The organism is Mesorhizobium sp. M1066 (assembly GCF_040318635.1).
GTDB lineage: Bacteria > Pseudomonadota > Alphaproteobacteria > Rhizobiales > Rhizobiaceae > Mesorhizobium.
The window spans coordinates 39,675-61,881 of the sequence record NZ_JAMYMR010000028.1 but is presented as its reverse complement, the minus strand read 5'-3'; the positions used below and the strand labels follow the sequence as shown (position 1 = coordinate 61,881).

14 protein-coding genes, 1 tRNA gene and 1 pseudogene are annotated in these 22,207 nt (G+C 63.7%); 5 read left to right on the top strand and 11 right to left on the bottom strand.

Annotated features, from left to right (window positions below):
• Positions 1-6 precede the first annotated feature (6 nt).
• The 4 genes from NKH52_RS26285 to NKH52_RS26270 form a co-directional block, all read right to left on the bottom strand.
• Positions 7-246: a Trm112 family protein gene (locus NKH52_RS26285; protein WP_023810889.1), complete on the bottom strand. Its 240-nt coding sequence runs from the start codon at positions 244-246 to the stop codon at positions 7-9.
• Between the two features lie 9 nt (positions 247-255).
• Positions 256-927, bottom strand: coding sequence for an LON peptidase substrate-binding domain-containing protein (locus NKH52_RS26280; protein ID WP_023810888.1), 672 nt, complete (start codon positions 925-927; stop codon positions 256-258).
• A 103-nt stretch (positions 928-1,030) separates the two neighbouring features.
• Entirely contained in the window at positions 1,031-2,032 is a 1,002-nt protein-coding gene (gene trxA / locus NKH52_RS26275; RefSeq protein ID WP_352735764.1) for a thioredoxin, read from the bottom strand.
• An 84-nt stretch (positions 2,033-2,116) separates the two neighbouring features.
• Positions 2,117-2,614, bottom strand: a complete 498-nt coding sequence (locus tag NKH52_RS26270; RefSeq protein ID WP_023810886.1) for a prolyl-tRNA synthetase associated domain-containing protein — start codon at positions 2,612-2,614, stop codon at positions 2,117-2,119.
• A 250-nt stretch (positions 2,615-2,864) separates the two neighbouring features.
• On the opposite strand from NKH52_RS26270, the gene NKH52_RS26265 reads away from it, so the two are divergent.
• The 3 genes from NKH52_RS26265 to NKH52_RS26255 all read left to right on the top strand — a co-directional run bounded on the left by NKH52_RS26265 (position 2,865) and on the right by NKH52_RS26255 (position 4,043).
• Positions 2,865-2,939 (top strand) — tRNA-Gly (locus tag NKH52_RS26265).
• Positions 2,940-3,147: 208 nt separating this feature from the next.
• Positions 3,148-3,840: a hypothetical protein gene (locus tag NKH52_RS26260; RefSeq protein ID WP_245490573.1), complete on the top strand. Its 693-nt coding sequence runs from the start codon at positions 3,148-3,150 to the stop codon at positions 3,838-3,840.
• Positions 3,837-4,043: a PIN-like domain-containing protein gene (locus tag NKH52_RS26255; RefSeq protein WP_352968075.1), complete on the top strand. Its 207-nt coding sequence runs from the start codon at positions 3,837-3,839 to the stop codon at positions 4,041-4,043. Before NKH52_RS26260 ends, NKH52_RS26255 begins: the two co-directional genes overlap by 4 nt.
• A 223-nt stretch (positions 4,044-4,266) precedes the next feature.
• Here NKH52_RS26255 and NKH52_RS26250 read toward each other — a convergent pair.
• Positions 4,267-5,042 (bottom strand): annotated as a pseudogene (locus NKH52_RS26250) (SapC family protein).
• 57 nt (positions 5,043-5,099) lie between these two features.
• Between NKH52_RS26250 and NKH52_RS26245 the strand changes: the two are divergent.
• Both NKH52_RS26245 and NKH52_RS26240 read left to right on the top strand, forming a co-directional pair.
• On the top strand, positions 5,100-5,396 hold the full coding sequence (locus tag NKH52_RS26245; protein ID WP_352735765.1) for a hypothetical protein: 297 nt from the start codon (positions 5,100-5,102) through the stop codon (positions 5,394-5,396).
• Between the two features lie 10 nt (positions 5,397-5,406).
• Complete coding sequence (locus NKH52_RS26240; protein WP_352735766.1) at positions 5,407-5,676, top strand: DUF6916 family protein; 270 nt, start codon at positions 5,407-5,409, stop codon at positions 5,674-5,676.
• A 319-nt stretch (positions 5,677-5,995) separates the two neighbouring features.
• Here the strand turns inward: NKH52_RS26240 and NKH52_RS26235 are convergent, their stop codons facing one another.
• The 6 genes from NKH52_RS26235 to NKH52_RS26210 form a co-directional block, all read right to left on the bottom strand.
• On the bottom strand, positions 5,996-6,529 hold the full coding sequence (locus NKH52_RS26235) for a GNAT family N-acetyltransferase (RefSeq protein WP_352735796.1): 534 nt from the start codon (positions 6,527-6,529) through the stop codon (positions 5,996-5,998).
• A gap of 18 nt (positions 6,530-6,547) precedes the next feature.
• On the bottom strand, positions 6,548-7,864 hold the full coding sequence (locus tag NKH52_RS26230) for a DUF8189 domain-containing protein (protein WP_352735767.1): 1,317 nt from the start codon (positions 7,862-7,864) through the stop codon (positions 6,548-6,550).
• Between the two features lie 28 nt (positions 7,865-7,892).
• Positions 7,893-8,414, bottom strand: coding sequence for a phage tail protein (locus NKH52_RS26225; protein WP_352735768.1), 522 nt, complete (start codon positions 8,412-8,414; stop codon positions 7,893-7,895).
• 9 nt (positions 8,415-8,423) lie between these two features.
• Entirely contained in the window at positions 8,424-8,897 is a 474-nt protein-coding gene (locus NKH52_RS26220; protein WP_352735769.1) for a phage tail protein, read from the bottom strand.
• Between the two features lie 42 nt (positions 8,898-8,939).
• A complete protein-coding gene (locus tag NKH52_RS26215) occupies positions 8,940-9,437 on the bottom strand; it encodes a phage tail protein (RefSeq protein WP_352735770.1) in 498 nt (165 codons plus the stop codon).
• A gap of 261 nt (positions 9,438-9,698) precedes the next feature.
• A complete protein-coding gene (locus NKH52_RS26210; protein ID WP_352735771.1) occupies positions 9,699-22,166 on the bottom strand; it encodes a beta strand repeat-containing protein in 12,468 nt (4,155 codons plus the stop codon).
• Positions 22,167-22,207: the final 41 nt, after the last annotated feature.

Genomic DNA, 22,207 nt, shown 5'->3' with positions numbered 1-22,207 from the left:
AAGAACTCAGCCCGGCCCACCCAAGCGTGGCGGCGGCGGGGCGAGCACGTCCTCCACCGAAAGCGTCCGCGCCTCGGAGGGCAGCATGATCGGGATGCCGTCACGCACCGGATAGGCAATCTTGGCGACCCTGGAAATCAGTTCGCCGCGCTCTGGATCCCAGGCCAGCGGCCCCTTGGTCAGCGGGCAGGCCAGCAGCTCCAGCAGCTTGGGGTCGACCTTCCTCTCGTCACGTCCGTCCGCCATCGCGCCCTCTTACTGCAAACTCGAGCCAAAATCCTCATTCTCGCGCGCCAGCGCCATTTCGGTGATGGCGATCAGCGTCTCCGCCCGGGTCTTCAGGTCGGCTGCTTCGAGCAGCGCCTGTTTCTCGGCCGGCCCGTAGGGCGCCATCATCGACAGCGCATTGACCAGCATGGCATTTTCGGCGCGGCTGACGCTTTCCCAGTCGGCCTCCAAATCGTTGGCCTGCAGATAGGCGCGAAACGCCTTGAGCAGCGATGGCCGGTCGATCTCGTTGTCCGCCTGATCCTCGTCGAGATCGGCAAGGAAAGGCGCGGGCTTGCACTGGCGAAACGGCGTCTTGACGGTCAATTCGTGGGCGATGCGGAACCGGCACACGCCCTGCAGCGAAATCAGGTAGCGGCCGTCGCCACTCTCGGAAAAGGCGATGATGCGCCCGGCGCAACCGACATTGCAGAGCTCCGGCTCGCCATCGCCGCGCAAGGCGCCGTCGAGACTGGGCTGGATGACGCCGATGAGCCGCGAGCCGGCAATCGCCTCGTCCACCATCTGCAGATAGCGCGGCTCGAAGATGTTGAGCGGCATGCGGCCTCCCGGCAGCAAAAGCGCACCCTCGAGCGGAAAGATCGGGATCGTCGACGGCAAATCCTTGGCGAGCCGGTAATGCGCGTTTCCCGCTTGCACCATATTCCTCCGATCGCTTCACCAGAAGCGCGTCATCGCAGTTCTAATCTGGCGCAGTCATGACCGACGCCAAGCCCGTGCGGCAAAACAACCGGTAAACGGCTCAGGAAAACAGCAATGCCGACAATTTGCGGCGCGCGGCAAGCGTTGCCTCGTCGGTCATGCCCCATGCCTCGAACAGCTGCAGCAATTGCGTCCTGGCGCCATCCTCGTTCCAGCTTCGGTCGGCCTTGATGATGGCCAGCAGATTGTCTGCGGCCGCGGTGCGGTCGCCGTTGGCGTTCTGGATCATGGCCAGATCGAAGCGCGCCTGGTGATCCCCAGGATTTTCCGCCAGCCGGCGCTCGAACTCGGCCGGATTGCCGAGAGCCGCCGCTTGCGCCGCAACCGCCATCCTGGCGCGCAGGGCTGCCAGCGGCGGGGCATCCTTCTTGGCCTCCGGGGCTGTTGCCAAAAGCGTCTCGGCGCCTTCCGTGTCGCCGGCGTCGAACAACAGTTCGCCCAGCCCGGCGATCGCCTCGATCGTCTCCGGCGCCTGCGCCAGGACGGCGTCATAAATGTCGGCTGCGGTCTGCATGTCGCCGGCCTCGCGCGCTTCGGTCGCCGCTGCCAAGGCTTCCGCCACCGGCGGCGCGCCGTTGCCCTTGCCGCCGACCTTGGTGATGAATTCGTTGATCTGGCTCTCCGGGATGGCGCCCATGAAGCCATCGACCGGCTGGCCGTCCTTGAAGGCGATGACCGCCGGGATAGACTGGATGCCGAGCTGGCCGGCGATCGAGGGATGGTCGTCGATGTTCATCTTGACCAGCTTGACCCTGCCGCCGGCGGCCTTGACCGCCTTCTCCAACTGCGGCGTCAGTTGCTTGCAAGGCCCACACCAGGGCGCCCAGAAATCGACCAGCACCGGCTGGCGGCGCGATTCCTGGATGACATCGGCAGCAAAGGCAGCCGTCGTCGTGTCCTTGATCACATCGGCGGGAGCGGCGGGCGCATCGCCAAGCGCGACTTTCGCCGGCGCCGGCGCCGCTCCACCATACTGCACCGAGGTGGTGTACTGGCCGCCATTACCGCCAAAGGAGCCGCCGAACGGATTGTTGTCGCTCATCTCTTTACCCTTCCGTGGCGCCGCCGGCCGGGGGCCAGGCGCCCTATGCTTCAGACCATCTGACTCAAGCCATCCATGTGGCGATCACACGGAGACTTTCAAGATAGCAGCATCGTGCCCGGTTGCCTCGACGAATCTGATCAGGTCTCGCGCCGCGATCGATGTCGTCGCCTCATTGGTCAGCGGATGCCCATTGATCACCGCATGCTCCATCAAATCCTTGTCGAGCACGAGCTTGACCCTGTTTGCCGTGTCGTTGATGACGCCAAAGACCGTCACGGCGCCCGGTGTGACGCCGAGCAGCTCCATCAGCATCTCCGGCTTGCCGAAGGAGACCCGGCTGGCGGCGCCGATCACCTGGTGGATCTGCTTCAGGTCGACGACCGCGTCCTCGCCGACGGTGACCAGGAAGAAATTATCCTTCTTGTCCTTCAGGAACAGGTTCTTCGTGTGCCCGCCGGCGATTTCGCCGCGCAGCGCCTGCGAATCCGCGACCGTGTAGAGCGGCGGATGGCGCTTCGTCGAGGCGGCAATCCCGAGTTCGGCGAGAAAGGCCATCAAATCGGCTTCGGTCTTCGGCATCGGTTTCGTCTTCGTCCCGTTTCTCCAGCCAGCCGTTTACGGCCAATCGGGCGGCCGACACAAGACCGTCATGCGACATCACGGTGAGCGGCACCGCCCTTCGCTGGCGCCCCCGCCGCCCGCCACTCACGCGCCCGCCGGTGGCTTGCCGGTCCCACACGGCGTGTCGCAAAAAGCCTGCGATTTCCCTGTTGCAATCGCCGCGCTCTTCAGCCATATAGGCCCGGCTTGCGGCCAAGACGCCGTGCGAGCGGGTGTAGCTCAGGGGTAGAGCACAACCTTGCCAAGGTTGGGGTCGAGCGTTCGAATCGCTTCACCCGCTCCAGTTTCCTCCAGAGGGAATCAAGCAGATAAGAAGGCCGCCTAGTGCGGCTTCTTCTTTGTCTACAGTTGCAAGCTACCGCATAGCTACCCGCATGCGGAAAGCGAAAATCATGCAAATCGTAAATTGTGCTTGCCAGATCAGTCACTATTGAGCGCGCATATTGACAGCCGCCCAAGACGCTGAATCTATAAGGCAAGGGAGCATCGAATTGGACAGTCTGATCGGAGTCGGTGTCTACACGCCTGCGGAAGCGGGTCGGCTTTTGCATATCCGTCCTGCCAAGATTGCTAGGTGGCTCCGAGGCCACAACATTAAGGACCAGAAGTACGCGTCACTTTGGTCGCCTGAAGTTGATTTGGGGGATGAGCGGGTTTTTCTTGGTTTTCGAGACCTTATGGAAGTTCGGGTCGCGGATGCCTTCATTCGCGCCGGAGTTTCGGCGATGCGTGTTCGCGCGGCCATACATCTTGCCCGAGATATCATTGGTCAAGACCGTCCGCTTTCAACCAACCGCTTTCGAACGGACGGCCGGGAAATTTTTGTAACGGTCATAGAAACCGGCGAAGATGGCGAAGAGCGAGAACGGCTCCTGAACCTATTTCGTCGCCAGTATGAATTCAAAGGGATCATCGAGCCGATCTTAAAAACTGTCGATTTTGGCGACGATGGCAACCCGCTTTTGTGGTGGCCCGGCGGTCGCCGGCTCAATGTCGTTGTAGACCCATCACGGTCTTTCGGTCAGCCAATTGATGCCGCTTCAAGCGTGCCGACGGCGATCCTTGCAGCAGCTGCGCGTCAGGAAGGGATTATTGGCGCCGCCCGTGCCTATCTGGTGCCGGAAGCGTCCGTCCGCCGATCTATTGAGTTTGAGACATCCATGGGGCATGGAATTGCGGCGTGAACGTGCTGTTTGACAACTGCACCGCACCGCTATTTGCTACGACTCTGGACGGTTTCATAAGCCATTACGGGCATCGTGCTTTTCACATCAAGGACGTGCCAGGCCTTCCTGGCGGTCGGCACTCGGCCGACATTGACTGGATCAAACATCTTCAAAGCGCACCAGAGACATGGATCTCATCTCGGGGGATGGCCGCGTTCTGAGAAACCCAGCCGAGAGAGCGGCTTTGCGATCAGCCGGCCTTCACGGATTTATTCTGGCGCCCGCTTACCAGAAAACGCCAATGAACCAGGTGGCGGCAACCATCGTCTGGAAGTGGCCCGAGATCGAAGGGGTCACTAAATTGGTCGCCGCGCCTTCTATGCACGAGATACCGATTCAGCGGATCAGCAAGTTGCGCGCTCTGCCTCTTTAGACTCGAGAGCCTTACTCCGCCTTCCGCAGCGACGCCTGATGCACCAGCGAGGTCCAGCTGTTGGTCGAGGCGAGGTGGCAATAGAGCAGGCCGAGCGCGCCGGATTTGCGCAGGTCGAGGAACGCCTCGTCGCTCAATCTGTTGAAGGCCGGCTCGTCGATCACCTGGAAATCGGTGAGGTTGAGCACCTCGCCGCCTTCCAGCGTCACCTTGCTCTGGCGCGGTGAAAACAGGCTGTGTGCATCGATCTTTTCGACCATCTCGCGGGTGGCTCTGAAGTCGATCTGGAACTGGTTGCAGAAGGCGAGCGCCTGTTTGGTCGCTTCGGTCGGCTCGTTGCCGGTGAAGAACGGCAGGATCTTGTCATCGCGGGACGGCGCCAGCAACTGGTCGACGACCCGGTCGCTGGCCCGTTCGACGCACAGCGTCAGCCGGCCGGCCGTTGTCGGGTCTTCGGCCAGGATGAAGGATAGCGCCGGACATAGGCGGGGATGTAGTGCGGCCCGGTCCATTTGCCGTCGGCATCGACGAACAGGTTCTCGTTCTGGCGCACGCCGGTGATGATCACCGGCGACTTGGCCGGGCCGATAAAGACGATCGGGTAGGAGCGCATCGCCGCCGGCATTTCCGACGCGACCACCGGAATGGCGTGCGCGGAGCGGGCGAAGCCGAAGTCGCTGCGCGCGGTCAGGCCAAGCGAGCCGTGCCGCGCCGGATTGAGCGCCTCGGGCCTCGAATAGAACAGCGGCAACGCATCGCTCGCCACGTTCGTCTTTGCATCCGCCATCATCCGTCTCCCGCACGCCCATCAGGCTGCCAATGGTCCCGAAGCCGGGATCTATGCTTGTTTGCGCTGATCTTGGATCGAAAGGAATCCCGCGCAGGAACAAAGTACTACAGCGTCTCTTGCGCGCATAAAAGGACAGGCGGTGCTGTATTTTGGGGTTTTGCGGCGGCCGATTGTCTTGGGGAGCGCGACCGCCGGCCTGCCCGCCTCTGGACAGCTTGCGGCGAAGCGGCGACAGTGCCGCCGCTGGAGCGATTCCAGGAAAAGTGTGGAGCGGTTTTCCCTTGGCAATTGCGAAGAAACAAAAGCCGGATCAGCGATCCGAAGGCTGAACCGCTCCAGCGGATAGATTGAGGCAAACGGAATGGCGTCGGTGTCGGATTTCGAGCAGGGACAAACCTTCACCATCGAAGCCGGGGGCCGGCAGATCCCGCTCGAACTGAGCGCGGTCAAGCCCATCGCCGCCAGCCCGCGCCCGGGTGGCGGTTTCTCGCTGCTGTTCAAAGGCCCGCGCGAAATCGCATTGCCGCAGGCGACCTATCTTTTCACGGGGGAAAGCGGCAGCCACGAGATCTTCATCGTGCCGGTCGCCGCCGATGCGGCCGGGCGGCTTTACGAAGCGGTGTTCAATTAGAGACTTGACGCAGGGAGGTCTGATCGCTTCGAAATTAGCTGAAGCCTCTCCTCTTCGTTCGTCATCCTAGGGCGAAGCAGTCGCGAAGCGACGTCGCGGAGACCCTATGATCCATGCCGCGACTTTCGAGCGCGACAACGGTGCAATGCTGTTTTACTGCCGGCTCGGGCACCCAGGCTGTCCGAGGCCCTTCTTGAAGCGCAGCAATCTTGGACAAAGGTCGCGGCATGGATCCGAGGGTCTGCGCCGCGTCGCTCCGCTCCTTGCTCCGCCCTAGGATGACGAAGCTGGTGAGAGCCGCCGCTTGCGATGCTCGCCGTCACAAACCAGCCGCCCCGCCCCCCGGCGCACAGGCCATCAGGTCATAAACGCCCTTGTCCTCGACGACCGCGAAGCCCAGCGCGACATAAAGCCGTCTCGCCGGATTGTGCTTCTCGACATGGATCGACGCTGATTTGCCGGCTAACCATGCCTCGTCGATGAGGTCGCAGAGCAGTGCGGTGCCGTAGCCCTTGCGGCGATGATGCGGCAGGAAGGCGATGTCGATGATGCGGTGCTGGCTTGGCCAGCGCTCGACATAGAGGCGGCCGATGTCTTCGCTATCGCGTTCCACCACCAGCCAGTCGGCCTCGGGATAATGTTTTCGGTAATGCGCGTGCTGGGCCTGGAACTGCATGCCGAGGAATTCGGCCTTCTGCGCCTCGCTCCACGACGTCACCGCGAGTTCTTCGAGACGCGTCGAAGCATAGAGCCGCGACAGGAACGGCATGTCCGCGTCCACTGCCGCACGAAAGCGGAGCCCGGCCGTGTCAGACCGGGACCAGACCGGACGGGCCTGCTTCGCTTCCGCCACGCTGGCGTAAATCAACCGTCAGACCGGCGGCGTCAGGTCGCGCACGACGACGATCTGCTTGAGATTGTTGTCGGTCAGCGACGTCCAGTTATACTCCCATTCGGAACTGTCGATGCCCATCTGGTTGATCGTCCACAGGCCGTTGGTGCCGTCCGGCATGAGCGCCAGGCTGAACAAAGCGAGCCGGCCGTCGGCATTGTAGTTGAGCGCCAGGCGCGTCGAGCGAAGGGATGCGCCGAAATCGCGCCATCCCGACCAGTTCTGGGTATAGGCATCCCATTGCGCGTTGAATTGGAGGAAGTGCTGCTGGTCGGCGGCGACCAGCACGATATCGCCGTCGCCCTGGATGCCGGCGGCAAGCGCAAGGTTGGGCGCCCTGGAGTAGCCGGGTGTCGCCCACTGCGTCCACGTATCCGATCCGGCGGGCATCTGGCGCGTGTGCAGCACCTGGCCGTTCTGGGTCAGGGCGAACAGATTGGTGGCGCCCAGCGGGCCGACGACCGGCGCCATCTCGATGAAGCCACCTGTCTGGGTCGTGTCGATCTGCACCCAACCCGTCCAGTCGGCGGCCTTCAGGGCCTGCGCCTTCGCCTGCTGGCAGCGATAGAGATGCAGGTTCGAATTGATGCCGAACAGGGCGATGCGGCCGTCGCCTTGGCGTATCGCCGAAACCGTCACCAGCCCGCCGGGGATCTGGATCCAGTCGCTCCACGGTTTGGCCGGCGGCGTCAGCACGTCGACGGTGACGACGATCGGTGTCGTCGTGCCCGGCGGCGTGATGGTTTTCTGCACCTGCACGATCTGGTCCGGATTCTGGTAGATCCACCAGATGCGGCCCTGATTGTCGGTGACGAAGACCTCGATGCGGCCGTCGGCATCGCGCGCCATCGAAAGCTTCTGATAGGAGGTGGCGCCGGGCGGCGTGCCGATGCTCATCGGCGCGGTCCATTTTTCGACCGGGCCGATCTGGTTGGCGTCTTCGGTGATGAAGGACAGATTGGTGGTTCCCGATGGCTGCGCGACCACGGCGACACGGCCGTCCTTGGTGAGGCCCGCCGTCATGATCACCCAGGCGCCGGGCGCGATGAACGACCAGGCGGAAGGCCATGGCCCGTTCGGCGAAAGCTGCGCCTTCTGGATCAACTGCCCCTTGGCGGAATCGATCCCCACCACCATCAGCCGCGACAGTTCGAAGAAAGAAGTGCCGGCCGGCTTGTGCTGGTAAATGGGTGGAGGGCTGGACGGCGCCGGGCGGGCACTGGCCCTGGAAGCCGCTTTCGGCGCCGGCGTCTTCGCCGCGGGGGCCTTCGACTTCGGTTCTGCGTTCTTGGCCATCGTACGGTCCTGCCCTTTGGTTCGGAATTCAGCTTCTTGGCGGGAAGACGCCTTGCAGTGCGATGCAGAAATAACAGGTGAGATAGGGCTGCATGTTGTTGTGCGGCTGGTCGCCGCCGATCGGCCGCACCGCCTGATCGCTGAGAGGCGTCAAAGTGGCGGTCGCCGAGTAGGACTGCCCAGGAGCCGTCCGCGCGAAGGATCGTGCGGGACTTGGCGCCGCCAGATTGGCGGGATTGACGTTGGCCATCAAATTGTGCCCGTGCTGCGGCATCTCCGATATCAGCAGCGACACTGTCTCCGAACCACCCGGCTCGCCGAGATCGTGCAGCGAAAGCCCGGGGCCTTGCCCCGGGTGCATCGGCGCCCGGCCTTGCAGATCGGGCAAGGCAAAGTTGGATTTGCCGTCGCCGCCATAAGTGGTGCCGAGCAACGAGAACAGCGCGGTGTTCTGCGAGAGCGGGAGAAGCTGGCCATCGCACCAGGCCCAGCCCTTGGGCGCGAAATTGAAGGGAAAGATTCGGATTTCGGCGACGAATGGGTCAGCCATGATGTCCTCTCAGGTCGGCGACGGAAAAATGCCGAAAAGCGAAATGATAAAATTGACGCAGAGATACGGCTGGAAGTTCGTATGCGGCTGGCTGCCGCCGGTCTGCCCGGCCGTCTGCGGGGACATCGCCGCAACCGCCGGTGCCTCACGATAGATTTGCGACGCGCCGACCTGCCCGGTCATGTTGCCGGTCGGGGTGCTTGCCCCGGCATTGTTCAGCGAAGCAAGGAACGGATGCGTGTGCGATGGCATCTGCTGCGGCGTAAGCGTGATTTCTTCCACGCCACCGGTTTGGGAAAGAATGAAATCGGTGCTTTGATGGATCGGGAGGCGGCCGCGCAGGTCGGGCAGCGCGAATGTGCTCTGGCCATCGCCGCCGTAGGTGGTGCCGATCAGTTGGAAAAGCGTCTCGTTCTCCGAGATAGGCAGTAGCTGCCCTTCGCAGAACATCCAGCCGGCTATCGCGAAATTGCCGGCAAACATGCGAATTTCGCCAACGAAGGGTTGTCCCATGGCTGCGCTCCCTCAATTCGGCGACGGAAAGATGCCCTGCAAAGCGATGCAGAAGCTCAGGGTCAGAAACGGCTGCATGTTCAAATGCGCCTGGTTGTTGCCGACAGGGGCCAGCGTACCGGGATCCATCGCCGTGACGTTCCCGGGCGGCGTATAGGTGTTGGCGACGGTTGCGAGCAAATTGCCGGTGGGCACTGGCGTGTCGGCATTGGCAGTGGTGGCCTGCTCGACATGGCTATGAAACGGCAATTCCGCGATCGAAAGCGTGTGCGCCTGTTCGCCGCCGCGCTCGCCCAGCGTATGGGTGCCGCCGACATGGATCGGCACGCGCCCGCGATAGTCGGGCAGCGCGAAATTCACCCGGCCATCGCCGCCGAAGGTGGTGCCCAGCAGCGAAAACAGCGCCTGGTTCTGATTGATAGGCAGCAACTGTCCATTGCAGAGCGCCCAGCCCTTGGGTGCGAATATGAAAGACATAATTCTGATTTCGGAAAGAAATGGTTCCGACATCGCCGCCCCCTCGTTTGTTAAGACATACTAGCTCACAAATGCAAACTTACGCAACGTCACCGCGATCGCTAATAGCGAAATATTTCTGCTGCGTCTTTTATTAAAATTCTGCAGAAGCTCTGCAAAAAAGCGAGCAATCGTTATCTCTGCGCCGTTTCTGGCCATGGCTGAATACAAGCCTGATCTATAAGAACGGTCGCATAGAGCCGGACTCTAAGGGTTAATACCTCAGCATTGCTTACGACTGAATCATCCGGTTGATCAGGGCGGTGTTACCGGCAGTGTATTCACCAGCACGATTGTACCCGCTCCACCCGTATCATCGTAGGTAGGTGTACCGACATTGTCGTCCTGTACGACGCCTGCAGTGGTACCCGCAACCGAGCCGTTGCGAGACAGATTGAAGTGGGTGCTGGCATTGAAGTTGCTCAAGCTGACGTCCACCGCTGCATTTGGCCCGCCGACGAAGGTGTTTTGCTGCGCACCAGCACCACCAAGGACGAGGTTCATCGTACTTGTATCCGTTGCAGTGGCGCCATTGTCGGCAAAGAATGCGGCAAATGGGAATGCACTACCCGTTGCCGTCACACTGTTGCCGTACACCGACGCGTTCATCGTAGCGCCACCATCGTTGTTCTGCAGGTGGATACCGGTATTGCCCCAGCCGGTGATGGTGTTGTTCTGGATAAGCGTGGTCAGTGAACCGGACGCGCCCGCCGCACGGACGAAGATGCCATCGGAATTCGAGCCCGTTTTGGCAACCAGCGTGTTGCCGACGATCTTGCCGGTCATCGTGCCGAGGTCCTGGCCCTTGGCGACGAAGATGCCGACCGTGTCGAAGGCGTTGGCCCCACCATCGCTGTTGACGTTGTTCGAGATGTTGAAGGTCGTCGTCGCGGCGGACGTGTTGCCGGCAGAGCCGCTGCGCACCGAAATTGCGGTGCCGCCGCCCGGTATGATCGTCTGGCCATTGTGAAAAATATTGTTGGTGGCGACCACATCCATGGTCGCATTGTTGTTGGCGACCGCCTCGAAGAAGTCGGAGCGCGTGCCGGAGAACGTGTTGTTGTCCAACGTCACATTCGCGGTTGCGCTGTTGTAGACGGTGAAGCTGACATTATCGTTGCCGAGGGTCGAACTGATCAGGCCGAACGTGTTGCCGCTCATGGTCAGCCGATTCAGCGTGCCGCTGGTGTTCCAGACGGCGAGGTTGCCGTAAGCGCCGCCGCTGATGCTGGAACCGGTGATCGAGGCGCTGCCGAGCAGATTGTCGAAGCGGATGGCACTTTCTTCGATATTGCCGGCATTGTTGGAGCCGTTCACGCCGCTGATGGTCGTGCCGGTCATGGTGAAGCCGGTAACCGTCTTGCCGTAGATCGCGAAGTTGGAGAAGTCGTTGAGCTGCATACTGGTCAGCGACACGTTCGCCGTGCTGCGCAGGAAGATGCCGGTGCCGCCTGTGCCGGACGTGGTGTTCCCGACTGCGGTGTTGCCGTTGAGGATATCGCCGCCGGTCTTGTTCGCGATCGTGCCGCCGGAGCCTGCCGAGCCCGTTCCTGTGACGGTCAGCCCGCCGCCTGAGCCGGTGTTGTCGAGGACGATGCCTGCGTTGCCGCTCGATCCTGTGGACGTAATGCTCTGGAACGTCAGGCCCGAGCCGCCGATCGTCGTGTTGACCACGTTGAGCGCCGTGCCTGTGCCGGAGGTGATCGTGTTACCGGTGCCCTGCACCGTCACCGTCCCTCCGCCCGTGGCGCTGAAGCCGCCGCCGCTCGTTGTGTTGATCGCCAGCCCGCCATTGGTGAAGTTGATGGTCGCGCCGGGGTTGCTGGTCAGCATGACGGCGGCATTAACACCGGTCGAGAGCGTCTTGACCGCGCCGCCGAAGTTGATCGTGCCGCCGGCGTTGCTGAGCACGGCAATGCCCAGCCCGCCATCGCTGCGAGTGATCGTGCTGGCGCTGTCGAAATTGACCGAGCCGCCGGCCATGCCGCGGATGTTGGCGACATTGCCGCCGGGGTTGGTGATGTCGACATTGTTCAGGTTGACCACCGCGCTGACGTCGTCATTGCCTGGCGTGCCCTGGTCGCCATCGACGACAAAGGCATGGTTGGTGGCACCCGGGTCGGTCTGGATGGCGACGTTGTTGAAGGTGAAGGTGCCGGTCGCATTGTTGGTCGAATCGCCAAGGATGGTGATGCCGGCCGTGCCCGTCAGGCTGGCATTGTTGACGGTGACGCTGCCCGCCGCGCCGTCGATCACAATGCCGGTGCCGCCGGTGTCGTTGAGCCCGTTCGCCACGGCAGTGGTGAAATTCACCGAACCGCCGGCGGTGTCGGCGACGACGATCATGCGCTGGCCGGCGGTGGCTTGCGTGATCGTGCCGGCATAAGTGACGGTGGCGGTGCCGCCATTGACATTGAACGCGGTGCCGCTTGGGCTGATGATCGAGGTGCCGGTGCCGAAATTGAACGTGCCGCCCGAGCCGTTGAGGATGTCGACGCTGGCATTGCCGCCATTCAGCGTCGTCGTGCCGACGAAACTGTAGATGCCGTCCGCATTGTCGAACTGCAGGCCGGTGCCGTTCGTCGCCGACAGCGCGCCGGTGGCGAAGTTGAGCGTGCCGCTGTGGCCGCCCGCGACGCTGACCAGGGTGGCATTGTTCGACTGGCTGACATTCCCGGTATAGTTGAGGTTGGCGGTGCCGCCGTTGACAGCGATGGTTGCCGCGCTGCCGCCGACCAGCGTACCGGTGCCGAGATTGATCGTCCCCAACCCGATGACGTTGGTGAGGACGACGGCGCTGTTGCCGCCGGCGCCGTTGCTGGTCGAGGAAAAATTCATGCCGGTGGCCGCGACGGTGACGCCGCTCAGGTTCATCGCCACACCGGTGCCCGTGGCGATGGAGTTGCCCACGCCGGTGACGCTGACCGTGCCGGAGCCCGTGGCATTGAAGCCGGCGCCTGCCGAGGTCACGATCGCCAGCCCGCCACCGTTGAAATTGACCGTCACCGGGGCGCTGTTGCCGGCAATATCAACGCCAAGCCCGCCGCCGCTCATGCCGATGGCGTAGCTGGCGCCGCTGACGTTGTAGGTGCCGCCGGTGTTGGCGGTGATCGATATGCCGGTGCCCCCACCGGTAAAGCTGTTCGAGGCGCCGGACACCGTCACCGTGCCGCCTGCATTGTTGTTCAGCGATACGCCCAGCCCGCTAGCCGTCAGATTGCCGCTCAGGGCGACGAGGCCGGCGCCGGCAAGCCGGCTCTGGACATTCAGCGCCGGACTGAATGCGCCCGAATTGTTGACCGTGCCCGAATAGCTCACGGCAGCCGTGCCGCCGACGACATTGAACGACGCGCCCGTCGCCCCGCTGAGCGCGCCGGTGCCGAGATTGAGCGCTCCGCTGACATTGGTCAGGCTGACATTGTTGACGCCGCCGGCCGACGAGGCCGAATCGAGCGCGATGGTGGCGGCAACACCGGAGAGATTGATCGCTGTGCCGCCGGTTGCGTTCACCGTCTGGGCGGCAGCCGTAGCGGTGATGCCCATCGTGCCGCCGGTGGCGAGAATGCCGGTGCCGGCGGTGGTGTCGATGGTGACGCCATTGGTGAAGCTGGTTGTGCCGCCGGCCTGCGAGAGACCAACGCCGCTGGTCGTGTCGATGTTGGCGAGACCGGTGACGTTGAGCGTGCCGGTCTGGACTCGGATGCCGCCGCCTGTGTTGGGGACGGTGACATTGTTTACCGTCACCGTGTTGAAGTTGAAGGTCCCAGTGTTGGTGTTGATGGCATCGATGCCGAAGCCCGTCGTGTTGGTGATGCTTGTCGCGCCGGTGACGGTGAAGGTCCCGGCGACGCCGTCGAAGATGATGCCGCTGGCGCCGCCAAGGGCGCTGACGGTGGCAAACGTCATGTTGACGGTCAGCGGATCGAGATCGAATGCCGCGCCGTTGTTGGTGGTGACCACGCCACCGCTGTTGTTCAGCGTGAAATTGGTGGTCTTGGTGTTGGCGATGACACCGGTGCCGCCATTGTTGGCAAGGCTGAGCGTGCCCAGATCAAGGGTACCGCTGGTGTTGGTGAAGCTGAGGCCATTGCCCTGCACGCGAGCGCCTGGCGTGCCGATACCGAGCGTGCCGGCGCTGACCGTGCCGCCGGCGCCGTCGGAATCGAAGCGGACATTGTTGAAGGCGATGCCGCCGCTGCCGGCGCCGCCGGTCACCTTGTTGCCGGCAAACGACCTGATCGCAATTGAGTTGTCGGTCGCATTGATGTTCTGACCGGCGAAGGACGCTGCGAGGCCGGAGCCGGTCGATTGCAGCGTGTTGCCGTCAATCGACAGCAGAAGCGTATTGGCCGGAACTCCCGTGGTGGAGAAATCGAGCGCGTTGCCGCCGGCGGCGATGGTGTTGTTCCTGACGAAGAAACTGGAGGCGCCGGTCGCGTTGACGGCAACGCCCGCACCGGAACCGAGATTGCTGACGATCAGGTTCTGGATGCCGCCCGTGAAGATGCCGCTGCCTGATGTCGCCAGGTTGATGACCTGCGTGGCGTTGTTGCTCTGCAGGACCGGCCGCAGCGTGTCGATGCCCCCCGGCGCCGAAATGATCGGCGAGTTCTGCACCGTGGTGAAGTGGAACGCGGCGGAGGCGCCGCTGCTGGTGTCGACACCGAGCTGCGAAACATCGACGGCCGCGTCGCCGCTCTTGAAGGCGAGCAGCACCTGCCCGTCATCGAGGTTGAACGTGGTGCCGCTGAGGTCGATGGTTTCCTGGGCGCCGTTGACGTTCTTGTCGATCAGCACCACGACGTTGGCCGTGGAAGCCTGTGCGCCCGCGTAATTGCCCGGATTGGCGAGGCTGCCGTCGCCGGTGCCGCCTTCGGTGACGTAGTAGACGCTGATCGATGACAGGTTCGAAACGTCGCCGGTGAAATTGACGTCGTTGAAATTATAGTCGCCATTGGTCGGCAAACTGTCGGTGGTGTGGATGACCTGGCCACCGGTGGTTGCGATCGATGATTCGGCCGGACCGGCGCCGTCGCCGAACACCAGCCTGGCGTTGGTGGCGCTGGAGAACTGCACGCCATAGCCGACATTGGCGATAGCCGATTTCTGGCCGGCCGGATTGTTGTTGACGGTGTCGCCGAGCTGGATGGTGCCGGTGCCGGTGGTGCCGGCCATGTCGATGCCGATCGTGCCGGCGAAGCCGCCGCCGGCTACATCGAAATCGTCCGCGGTGATGTTGCTCACGCCGAGCGCCGCGCCGTTGAGGTCGAGGCCGACCGCATTGGCGGCATTGAGCCCGATGGTCAGGCCAGCGAAATTCAGCGCCGAGCCGAGCGTGCCGGAAACCTGGACGCCAGTACCGGTGATACCCTGCAGGTTGACCGCGCCGAGATTGAGGGTGCCGCCGCCGACATTGTTGAGCGATATGCCGGTCGCCGCGCCATTGGCCGAAATCGAATCGAAGTTGATGCCGCCGGCGCCGACCGTCGCGCCTGTTGCCCCGGCCACGACCGCCGTCGCGTCGCCAAGCTTCAGCGCCGTGCCGCCGTTCGTGGTGGTAATGGTGTTGCCGGCGCCGGTGACGCTGACCGTTCCCGAACCGAAGGTGCTGGCGGTGAAGCCGGCGCCGCTGGTGGTGGTGATGACGAGGCCGCCATTGGTGAAGTTGAGCGTGCCCTTGGTCTGCGGGTCCGGCACATACGCCGGCGCCTTGACGATGGCATCGTTGGCGCCGGTGTCGAATATCTTCGATGTGCCGGAGAAGGTGACCGTCCCGTCGGACGATCCGTTGAACAGGACGCCGGTGCCACCTTTGTGGTCGATGGTGCTCGAAATATTGTACACGCCGTTGGCGTGGCCACTGAACAGGAACGCCGCCGGCGTCACCGTCGTCGTCGAAACGACCGAGCCGCTCATGTTCAGCTCGGTCCAGTCGCCGCCGGCATTCAGCACATTGCCGGCGCTGACCTTGATCGAACCGTTGTAGTTCAGCGTCGCATTGATAAGGTCGTTGCCGCCGGAGAGGGTGATGGCCGAACCGCTGGTGCTTGTCGTCGCGCCGATGTTGGCGATGCCGCCATTGCCGCCGACATTGACGGTTCCGGTCTGCAAGCCGATCTGCGCAATGCCGACCTGGCCGCCATCGATGGTCAGGGTGGATCCAAGGGTATTGGCGATGTTTATGGTGCCAACCTGACCGCTGATCTCGAATCCATTGTTGCTGACGTCGAGATCGGTCGTGCCAGCGAAATTGACCACTCCTGCGCCGAACAGGCCGTTCAGCGAGGCGCCGGTGTATCCCGTGTCGGTCAGGCCACCAACGGCGCCGCTGCCGATGTTGACGTCGCCGGCGAGATTGACGCCCGACAACGCCACGCCGGCGCCGTCGCCATTGGCGCCGCCGCTGGTTGAGTTCGCCACGATGCTTTCGAAGGTGATGCCGCCAATGCCAACGTTGCTGGAGAACACCAGCAGTCCGTCACCGCCGGACGATATGGTGTTGTTGGCGCCCGTCACCGTGAGCCTGCCGTTGCTAGCGGGGACAAAGGGGGCGCCGACGCCGAACGCGACAAAGCCCGCCCCGATCGTCGTGATGTCGAGGCCGCCGCCGCTGAAATCGATCACGCCGTCCGTGTTGGGGGCCAGCGTGCCGGCGGCCGTGTAGTTGCCCAACACGCCGAGGCTGACGCCGTCGGTCGCGCCCGAACTGATCTGCTTGGTGGAGCCCGAGAAGGTGACCGTCGCCGCCGTGCCGTTGTCGATGCCTGCAACGACGATGTTGCCGCCATCGGTCGTGTTGATGGCGTCGACCAGATTGCCCGACAGCGTCACCGAGCCGCCGGTGAGTTCCTGGATCGAAACCGCAGCGCCGCTGCCGTTGCTGACGATGGTGCCGCCATAGGAGATATCAGCGTTGCCGCCGCTGAGGTCGGTCGCCGAACCAACATTGAAGGCGGTGTCCGCACCGGTGTTGGTCAACGTGCCGGTGCCGAATGAAGCTGTGCCGCTCAACCCCTGCAGGTCGATGCCGTTGCCGGCGCCGAAGGTCGCGCTGGTGGAGGTGAAATGGATGTCGGCCGTGATGCGATCGAGCATTGCCGCCTGCGCGCCTACGGTATCGATCGTTCCCGCGTCGACTTCGATCGTGCCCCCGGTGACGGCGGTGAAGGCCGTTACGCCGTCCGTCGAAATGTCGATATCCGCAAACTTGACGGTGGAGCCCGTATTGCCGGTCAGCGAGACGCCATTGCCGTTGACCGTCACCTTGTCGGTGAAATCGACCGTGCCGCCGCTGCGGTTGGCGATCGAGATGCCGCCGCCGGTCAGCGTGCCCGCCGGTCCGCTGTTGGGCAAGGTGCCGCGCGTGACCGTGATGTTGCCAGTGCCGCCATCGACGTCGAGCAGCGTGCCGGCGACGTTGACGTTGTTGTCTGTGATCGACAAATTGCTGTCGAGGCCGGCAACCTTGAACGCCGTCTGGCCGGTGGCGACATTGCTGACCGTGACGCCCTGGATGACGATGCCGCCGACATTGCTGAAGCCGGTAGCATTCTGGTCGATGGTGAAGACCGAACCGCTGCCGCCGCTGAAGTCGAACGCGGTGTCGCGCACCTGGTTGCTGCCGAGCAGCTGCAAGGTATCGCCGCCCGTGCTCTTGACCACGCCCTCATTGCCGGTGACGTTGCCGCCGGTGGCACCGAGATTGCCCTGGACATTGATCGGCTGGATGGTGCCGGAGGTGAGAATCGAGCTGCCGTTGCCGAAGCCGGTGATCGACTGGCCCGAATCGAGCGTGAACGGCGTGGCGCTCAGATCGACCGTGCCGACAAAGGCGAAGGTCAGTGTGCCGGTCATGGCATCGGCCTGAGCGGCCGTGACCGTGGTCACCGCGGCGCTGAGCCCGTTGGTGCCGGCGGCGATCACGCCACCGCCCTGGGAAATCATGACGACCGCGCCGACCGCGCTGGCCAGATGCGCGTTGCCGGTAAAGGCGACGTCATCGAAATCATAATTGCCGAGCGTCGGATCGAGCCCGATCGTGTTGACCGTATAGCCGCCGGCGGCCGCGCTGATGAAGGATTCCAGCCCGTCGCCCGCATTGCCGTCGCCAAAGGTGAAATTGGCGTTGGCCGACGTCGCCATTGTGCCGCCGGACGACAGTTCGACGCCGACGCCGACCTTCGAGATGCTGGAGCCCTGCAGGAAGGTGATGGTCTTGTTGCCGATGGTCGACGACAGGTCGATGCCGCGCGAGGTCAGGTCGTCGGTGCCGGTGATCGTCGTCACGCCAAAATCGGCTGTCGTTGACGAACCGCTGAAGTCGATGCCGGTCTGGTTGGCGCCGGAGCCCATCGTCACATTGGTTGTTCCAAATGTGACATCGGCATTGGTCAGGGCGAAGTTGATGCCGGCTGGACCGACGGTCGAACCCATCGTCACGCTGGTGGTGCCGAAGGTGACGGCGCCGGCATTGTTGGTGATGTCGATGCCATTGCCCGTGGCGCCCGACACGGTCACCGCCCCGAAGGTCGCCGATGCGGTGCTGGCGACATTGGCGACGGCCAGGCCAGTAGCCGTCGCGCCGGTGATCGACAGCGGAGCTGTGACGTTCAGCGTCGCGGTGCCGGCAAGGCCTGTGACGACGGCGCCACCGCCGCCCGTCGCAGACAGCGTCGAGCCGATGAAGCTGATCGCGCCGCCGACCGGGGGCAGCGACGAGCCGATCGCAAAGAGATTGCCGGTGCCGGTCGAGGTGACGCTGCCGCTGAAAGCCACCGAACCGCCGGTGGTGCCGTCGACCTTGACCGCCGTGCCGGGCGAGGCTGCCGAGCTGGATATGTTCGCCGAGACGGTGATCGCCGCGCTGCCGCCGGACACGACGACACCGTCGCCGGTGCCGGAATTGGTGATGGTGCCGCCAATGCCGATCGTGCCGGTGTTGTTGGCCAGGCTGACATCGGCGCCGGGAACATTCGTGGTGACCAGATTGTTGACGCTGACGGTGGCCGCGCTGCCCTGCACCAGGAAGCCCGGTCCGCCGACCGCGGTGTCGACCTTCGTTGTGCCGTTGAAACTGTAGGTGCCGCTGGCGACATTGTTGAGGCTGATGGCGACACCGCTGATGCGGTACAGGTCGACGCCACCAAAGGTGACGTTGCCGCCACTGGTGTTGCTGATGGCGATGCCGGTCGAAACGCCGCCGCCCGAACCGTCCACGGCGACGCTGGAGAAGTTCACCCCGGCCGCGCCGATCGTCATGCCGGCGATCTGGATGCCCTTCTCGTCCGGTCCGAGACCGGTCGTCACGGTGTTGCTGGAGCCGGTCACCGTCAGCCTGCCGCCACCGACGGCGCTGAAGGCGAAGCCGCCATCCGTGGTCAGGTCGAGACCGCCGGTGAAGCTGATCGCGCCGCCGGCATTGCCGGTCAGGTTGATCGCATTGGCCGCACCCGTGCTGGCGGTGATCTTGCCGCCGAACGTGGCACTGCCGGCGGTCATGTTGGAGACGTTCACCGCGCTGGCAGCAGCGGTCTGGTTGATGGTGCCGTCGTAGGTGACGGTGGGCTTGGCGTTGGTGATGGAGAAGGCGTTGCTGCCCGTGTTGGCGATGGAGCTCCCGGCCCCGAAGGTCAACGTTCCGGGCGAGCCGCCGAACCCGCCGACGACGCCGACGCCAATGCCACCGCCGGTGATGTCGAGATCGTCGAAGGTGGCGGTGCCGCCGAAATTGTTGGCGAACAGCGCGACATTGGCGGCGCCGGCGATCGTCGTGTTGCCGGCGAAATTGAAGGTCGCGTTCGTATCGACCAGCGCGATACCGGTTTGGTTCGGGTTCTGGATGTCGAGGTCCTTGACCGATACCGTGCCGGCCACGTTGTGGAGCATCAGCCCTATAGTGCCGCCGCTGACCGTGACGCCTTGGATGGTCAGGCCGGTGATGCCGGTCGCATTGATCCCCTCCGCCGCGCCACCCGAGATGTTGAAGTCGAGCAACGTGTTGCCGTTGCCCAGCGTCACGACATCGCCGCCGCCGGAACTGGTCAGCGTTGCCGCGCCCGCGGAATCCGATATGGATTCGTCATGATGGACGTTGGTGCCGGTGACATTCAACGGCACCCCGCCGAGCGAGAACTCGCGGCCGTTGCCGAACGACGCCAGTTCCTGTCCGTCGCTCAGCGAGAAGCCGGTGGCGTCGTCGATTGTGCCGCGGTTGACCAGGACAATGATGGCGTCGCTGGCGGTAATGCTGTCGGCATAGTCGATCGAGGCGAGGTCGGTGATCGACGTGCCGCCGCCCGAAGCCCCGGCCGCGACGAAGATATAATTGCGCGGATCGTAAAGTTGCGGGCCGGTAAACTGTGTCGTGCCGAAGGCGTAGTGGCCGCTCCCCTCATTGAGCCCGCGCGCATCGAGCGAGGCGGTGATGCCGGAGATGGAGCTGGAATCGCCGCCGAAGGTAAATTCGGCGTTGGCCGTGGCGCCCGGCGTGCCGGCAATGCCCAGCCGCACGCCGGTATCGACATTGGTGATGACGCCGCCATCGGCGATGGTGATGACCGCGCCGCCGACGCTTGGCGACGTCAGGTCGATGCCGATCGAGCCGGCGGCACCCGTGCCGGTGATGTTGAGCGACTGCGCGGTGAAATTGGTCTTGGATCCGGAGAAGTCGAGGCCGGTGCCGACACCCAGTCCGGAGATGACGATGTTGCCGGCGACCACCGCCGCATTGACGCCGGCAAACGAGATGCCGTCGGCGCCGGGGTTGGTGATGCTGATGTCGCCGAAGCGGATCGTCGCCGGAGAATCCGAAATGGCGATCGCCGGTCCGGTCGTGTTGGAGATCGTCGTCGCACCGTTGACGGTGAAGCTGCCCGCGACATTCTCGAGCACGACACCCGACGTGCCGCCGCTCTGGCTGATCGAGTCCAGCACCACATGGGCGGTGATCGGATCGATGAAGACCGCGGTGCCGCCATTGCCCGATACGGTGCCGCCCGTGGTGGTGAACGTGCCTCCGGTCGACGTGCCCTGAACGGTGATGCCGCGGTCGGTATTGTCCTGCGCATTGACGGTGGCGAAGGTGTAGGTGCCCTTGCCGGTGATATCGAGACCGTCGTCGAGATTGCCCTGCAGCAGCGTCGCGCCGGTGAAATTGTAAGTGCCGTCGCCGTCGATGTGCAGGCCGTCGAGGCCGTTGCCGGTGGCGGTGAAATTGGAGCCGGTGATGCCGGTCGAACTGCCCGTGAAGTCGGCGCCGTTGCCGCCCGCACCGGTGACCGTCACATTGGTCAGCGTCGCGCCGGTGATGTTGTTGCCGAAGATGCCGTCGGCGCCGCCGGTGATGGTGATGCCGTTGAGCGTGTTGCCGTTGCCCAGCGTGATGACGGGGTTGGCGACGTTGGTGCCCTGGATCGTGCCCTCGCTGCCGCCCAGGTTGAAGGTGCTGGTGCCGCCGCCGAAAAGCCTGGCGGTGACGCTTTCGCCGCCGCCGATGACGGTCTGGCCATTGGCGAGCGTCACGCCGCCGGTCGTCAGATTGCCGTTGCCGCCAAGCGCGACGACAAAGCCGTTCGCACCCGACTTGGCCACGGCGTCGTCCAGCGTCGTCGGGTCGGCCAGCGTGCCGGCGCCGGCCAGGCCGCCATCGGCGAAATAGAACTTGCCGAAGGCGGCATTGGTGGCGGCGTTGATGGCGACACGCGTCGTCGAGCCGCCGGTCAGCGTCTGTGACTGGACGCGGACGCCGATGTCGCCACGCACGCGCTCGTTGACGCGCTTGCGAAGGCCTTCGCTGACCGGATAGACCGGCTCCGCCCCGTTGTCGGCCCCATTGGCGGCATTGTCCGAGCCGCTGCCAGGATTGAACGGGATGTTCAGCCGCACACTGCCGGCGAACTGGGTGTCGTCGCGATTGTCGTTGCGGACCTCGCCGGCGAAGACCAGTTCCGTGTTGCTGCCGAAGACATCGCCGATCGTATACTCGAACCCGGCCTTGGCGCCGGTGACGCTGCCGTCGTCGCCATGCGGATCCTCGAAATGATAGCCGCCGATATCCAGCCGCAGCGAATGCTTGTCGGGCAGGGCGACCGGCACCTGCGCACCGATCTCGCCCTCGATGCCCCACGCCGCGTAGTCGCGGTGGTCGATGACCGAGATCTGCTCGATCAGCTGGTTGCTGACCATCGACAGGGTCGAGCTGGCCGAGTGATCCGTCGAATCGCCCTTGATCGGCAGATAGACGTTCACATGCGCATCGAAATGAGGCGTGATCGCCTCGGCGCCCAGCGTGGCGGCGGTGAACTGGGTGGAGTTGTAGTTCTCGATGTTGAGGTAGGCGTAGCCGCCGATCATCAGGTCCGGGTTGACGATGCGGCGAATGCCGAGGCCGACATCCTGGCCGAAACCATCCTTGAAATCGTGCTTGGCCCGGACATCCAGGAACAGCACGGATTCGGCCGTCTGCTTGAGCGGGATGAAACCTTCGAGCGCGGCGTTGCCGCCATTGTTGTCGGCGCCGATGATGGCGCGGATCTGCGGCTGCCACAGGCCGTTCGGATCGGCATGGGCCGCCAGACCGGAAAGGCCGAGCGCCAGCGTCGTCAGCGCCGTCGTCTTCCAAAGATGCCTGGCGATTGCCGAACGGCGATAGCTGGCGCGAACGTGGAAATCCTCCCCACGCGCCGCTATCTCACCAACTTGCCGAGAAGTCTCGGTAGTTCCCATCCCTGGCGAGTCCTCCGGGGACTACACGCGCCCCGTGTAGA

Excerpts from the sequence above, each read along its gene's own strand:
- NKH52_RS26285 (WP_023810889.1), bottom strand. The coding sequence starts at position 246 with ATGGCGGACGGACGTGACGAGAGGAAGGTCGACCCCAAGCTGCTGGAG.
- trxA (WP_352735764.1), bottom strand. The coding sequence starts at position 2,032 with ATGAGCGACAACAATCCGTTCGGCGGCTCCTTTGGCGGTAATGGCGGC.
- NKH52_RS26270 (WP_023810886.1), bottom strand. The coding sequence starts at position 2,614 with ATGCCGAAGACCGAAGCCGATTTGATGGCCTTTCTCGCCGAACTCGGG.
- NKH52_RS26240 (WP_352735766.1), top strand. The coding sequence starts at position 5,407 with ATGGCGTCGGTGTCGGATTTCGAGCAGGGACAAACCTTCACCATCGAA.
- NKH52_RS26230 (WP_352735767.1), bottom strand. The coding sequence starts at position 7,864 with ATGGCCAAGAACGCAGAACCGAAGTCGAAGGCCCCCGCGGCGAAGACG.
- NKH52_RS26225 (WP_352735768.1), bottom strand. The coding sequence starts at position 8,414 with ATGGCTGACCCATTCGTCGCCGAAATCCGAATCTTTCCCTTCAATTTC.
- NKH52_RS26220 (WP_352735769.1), bottom strand. The coding sequence starts at position 8,897 with ATGTTTGCCGGCAATTTCGCGATAGCCGGCTGGATGTTCTGCGAAGGG.
- NKH52_RS26215 (WP_352735770.1), bottom strand. The coding sequence starts at position 9,437 with ATGTCGGAACCATTTCTTTCCGAAATCAGAATTATGTCTTTCATATTC.
- NKH52_RS26210 (WP_352735771.1), bottom strand. The coding sequence starts at position 22,166 with ATGGGAACTACCGAGACTTCTCGGCAAGTTGGTGAGATAGCGGCGCGT.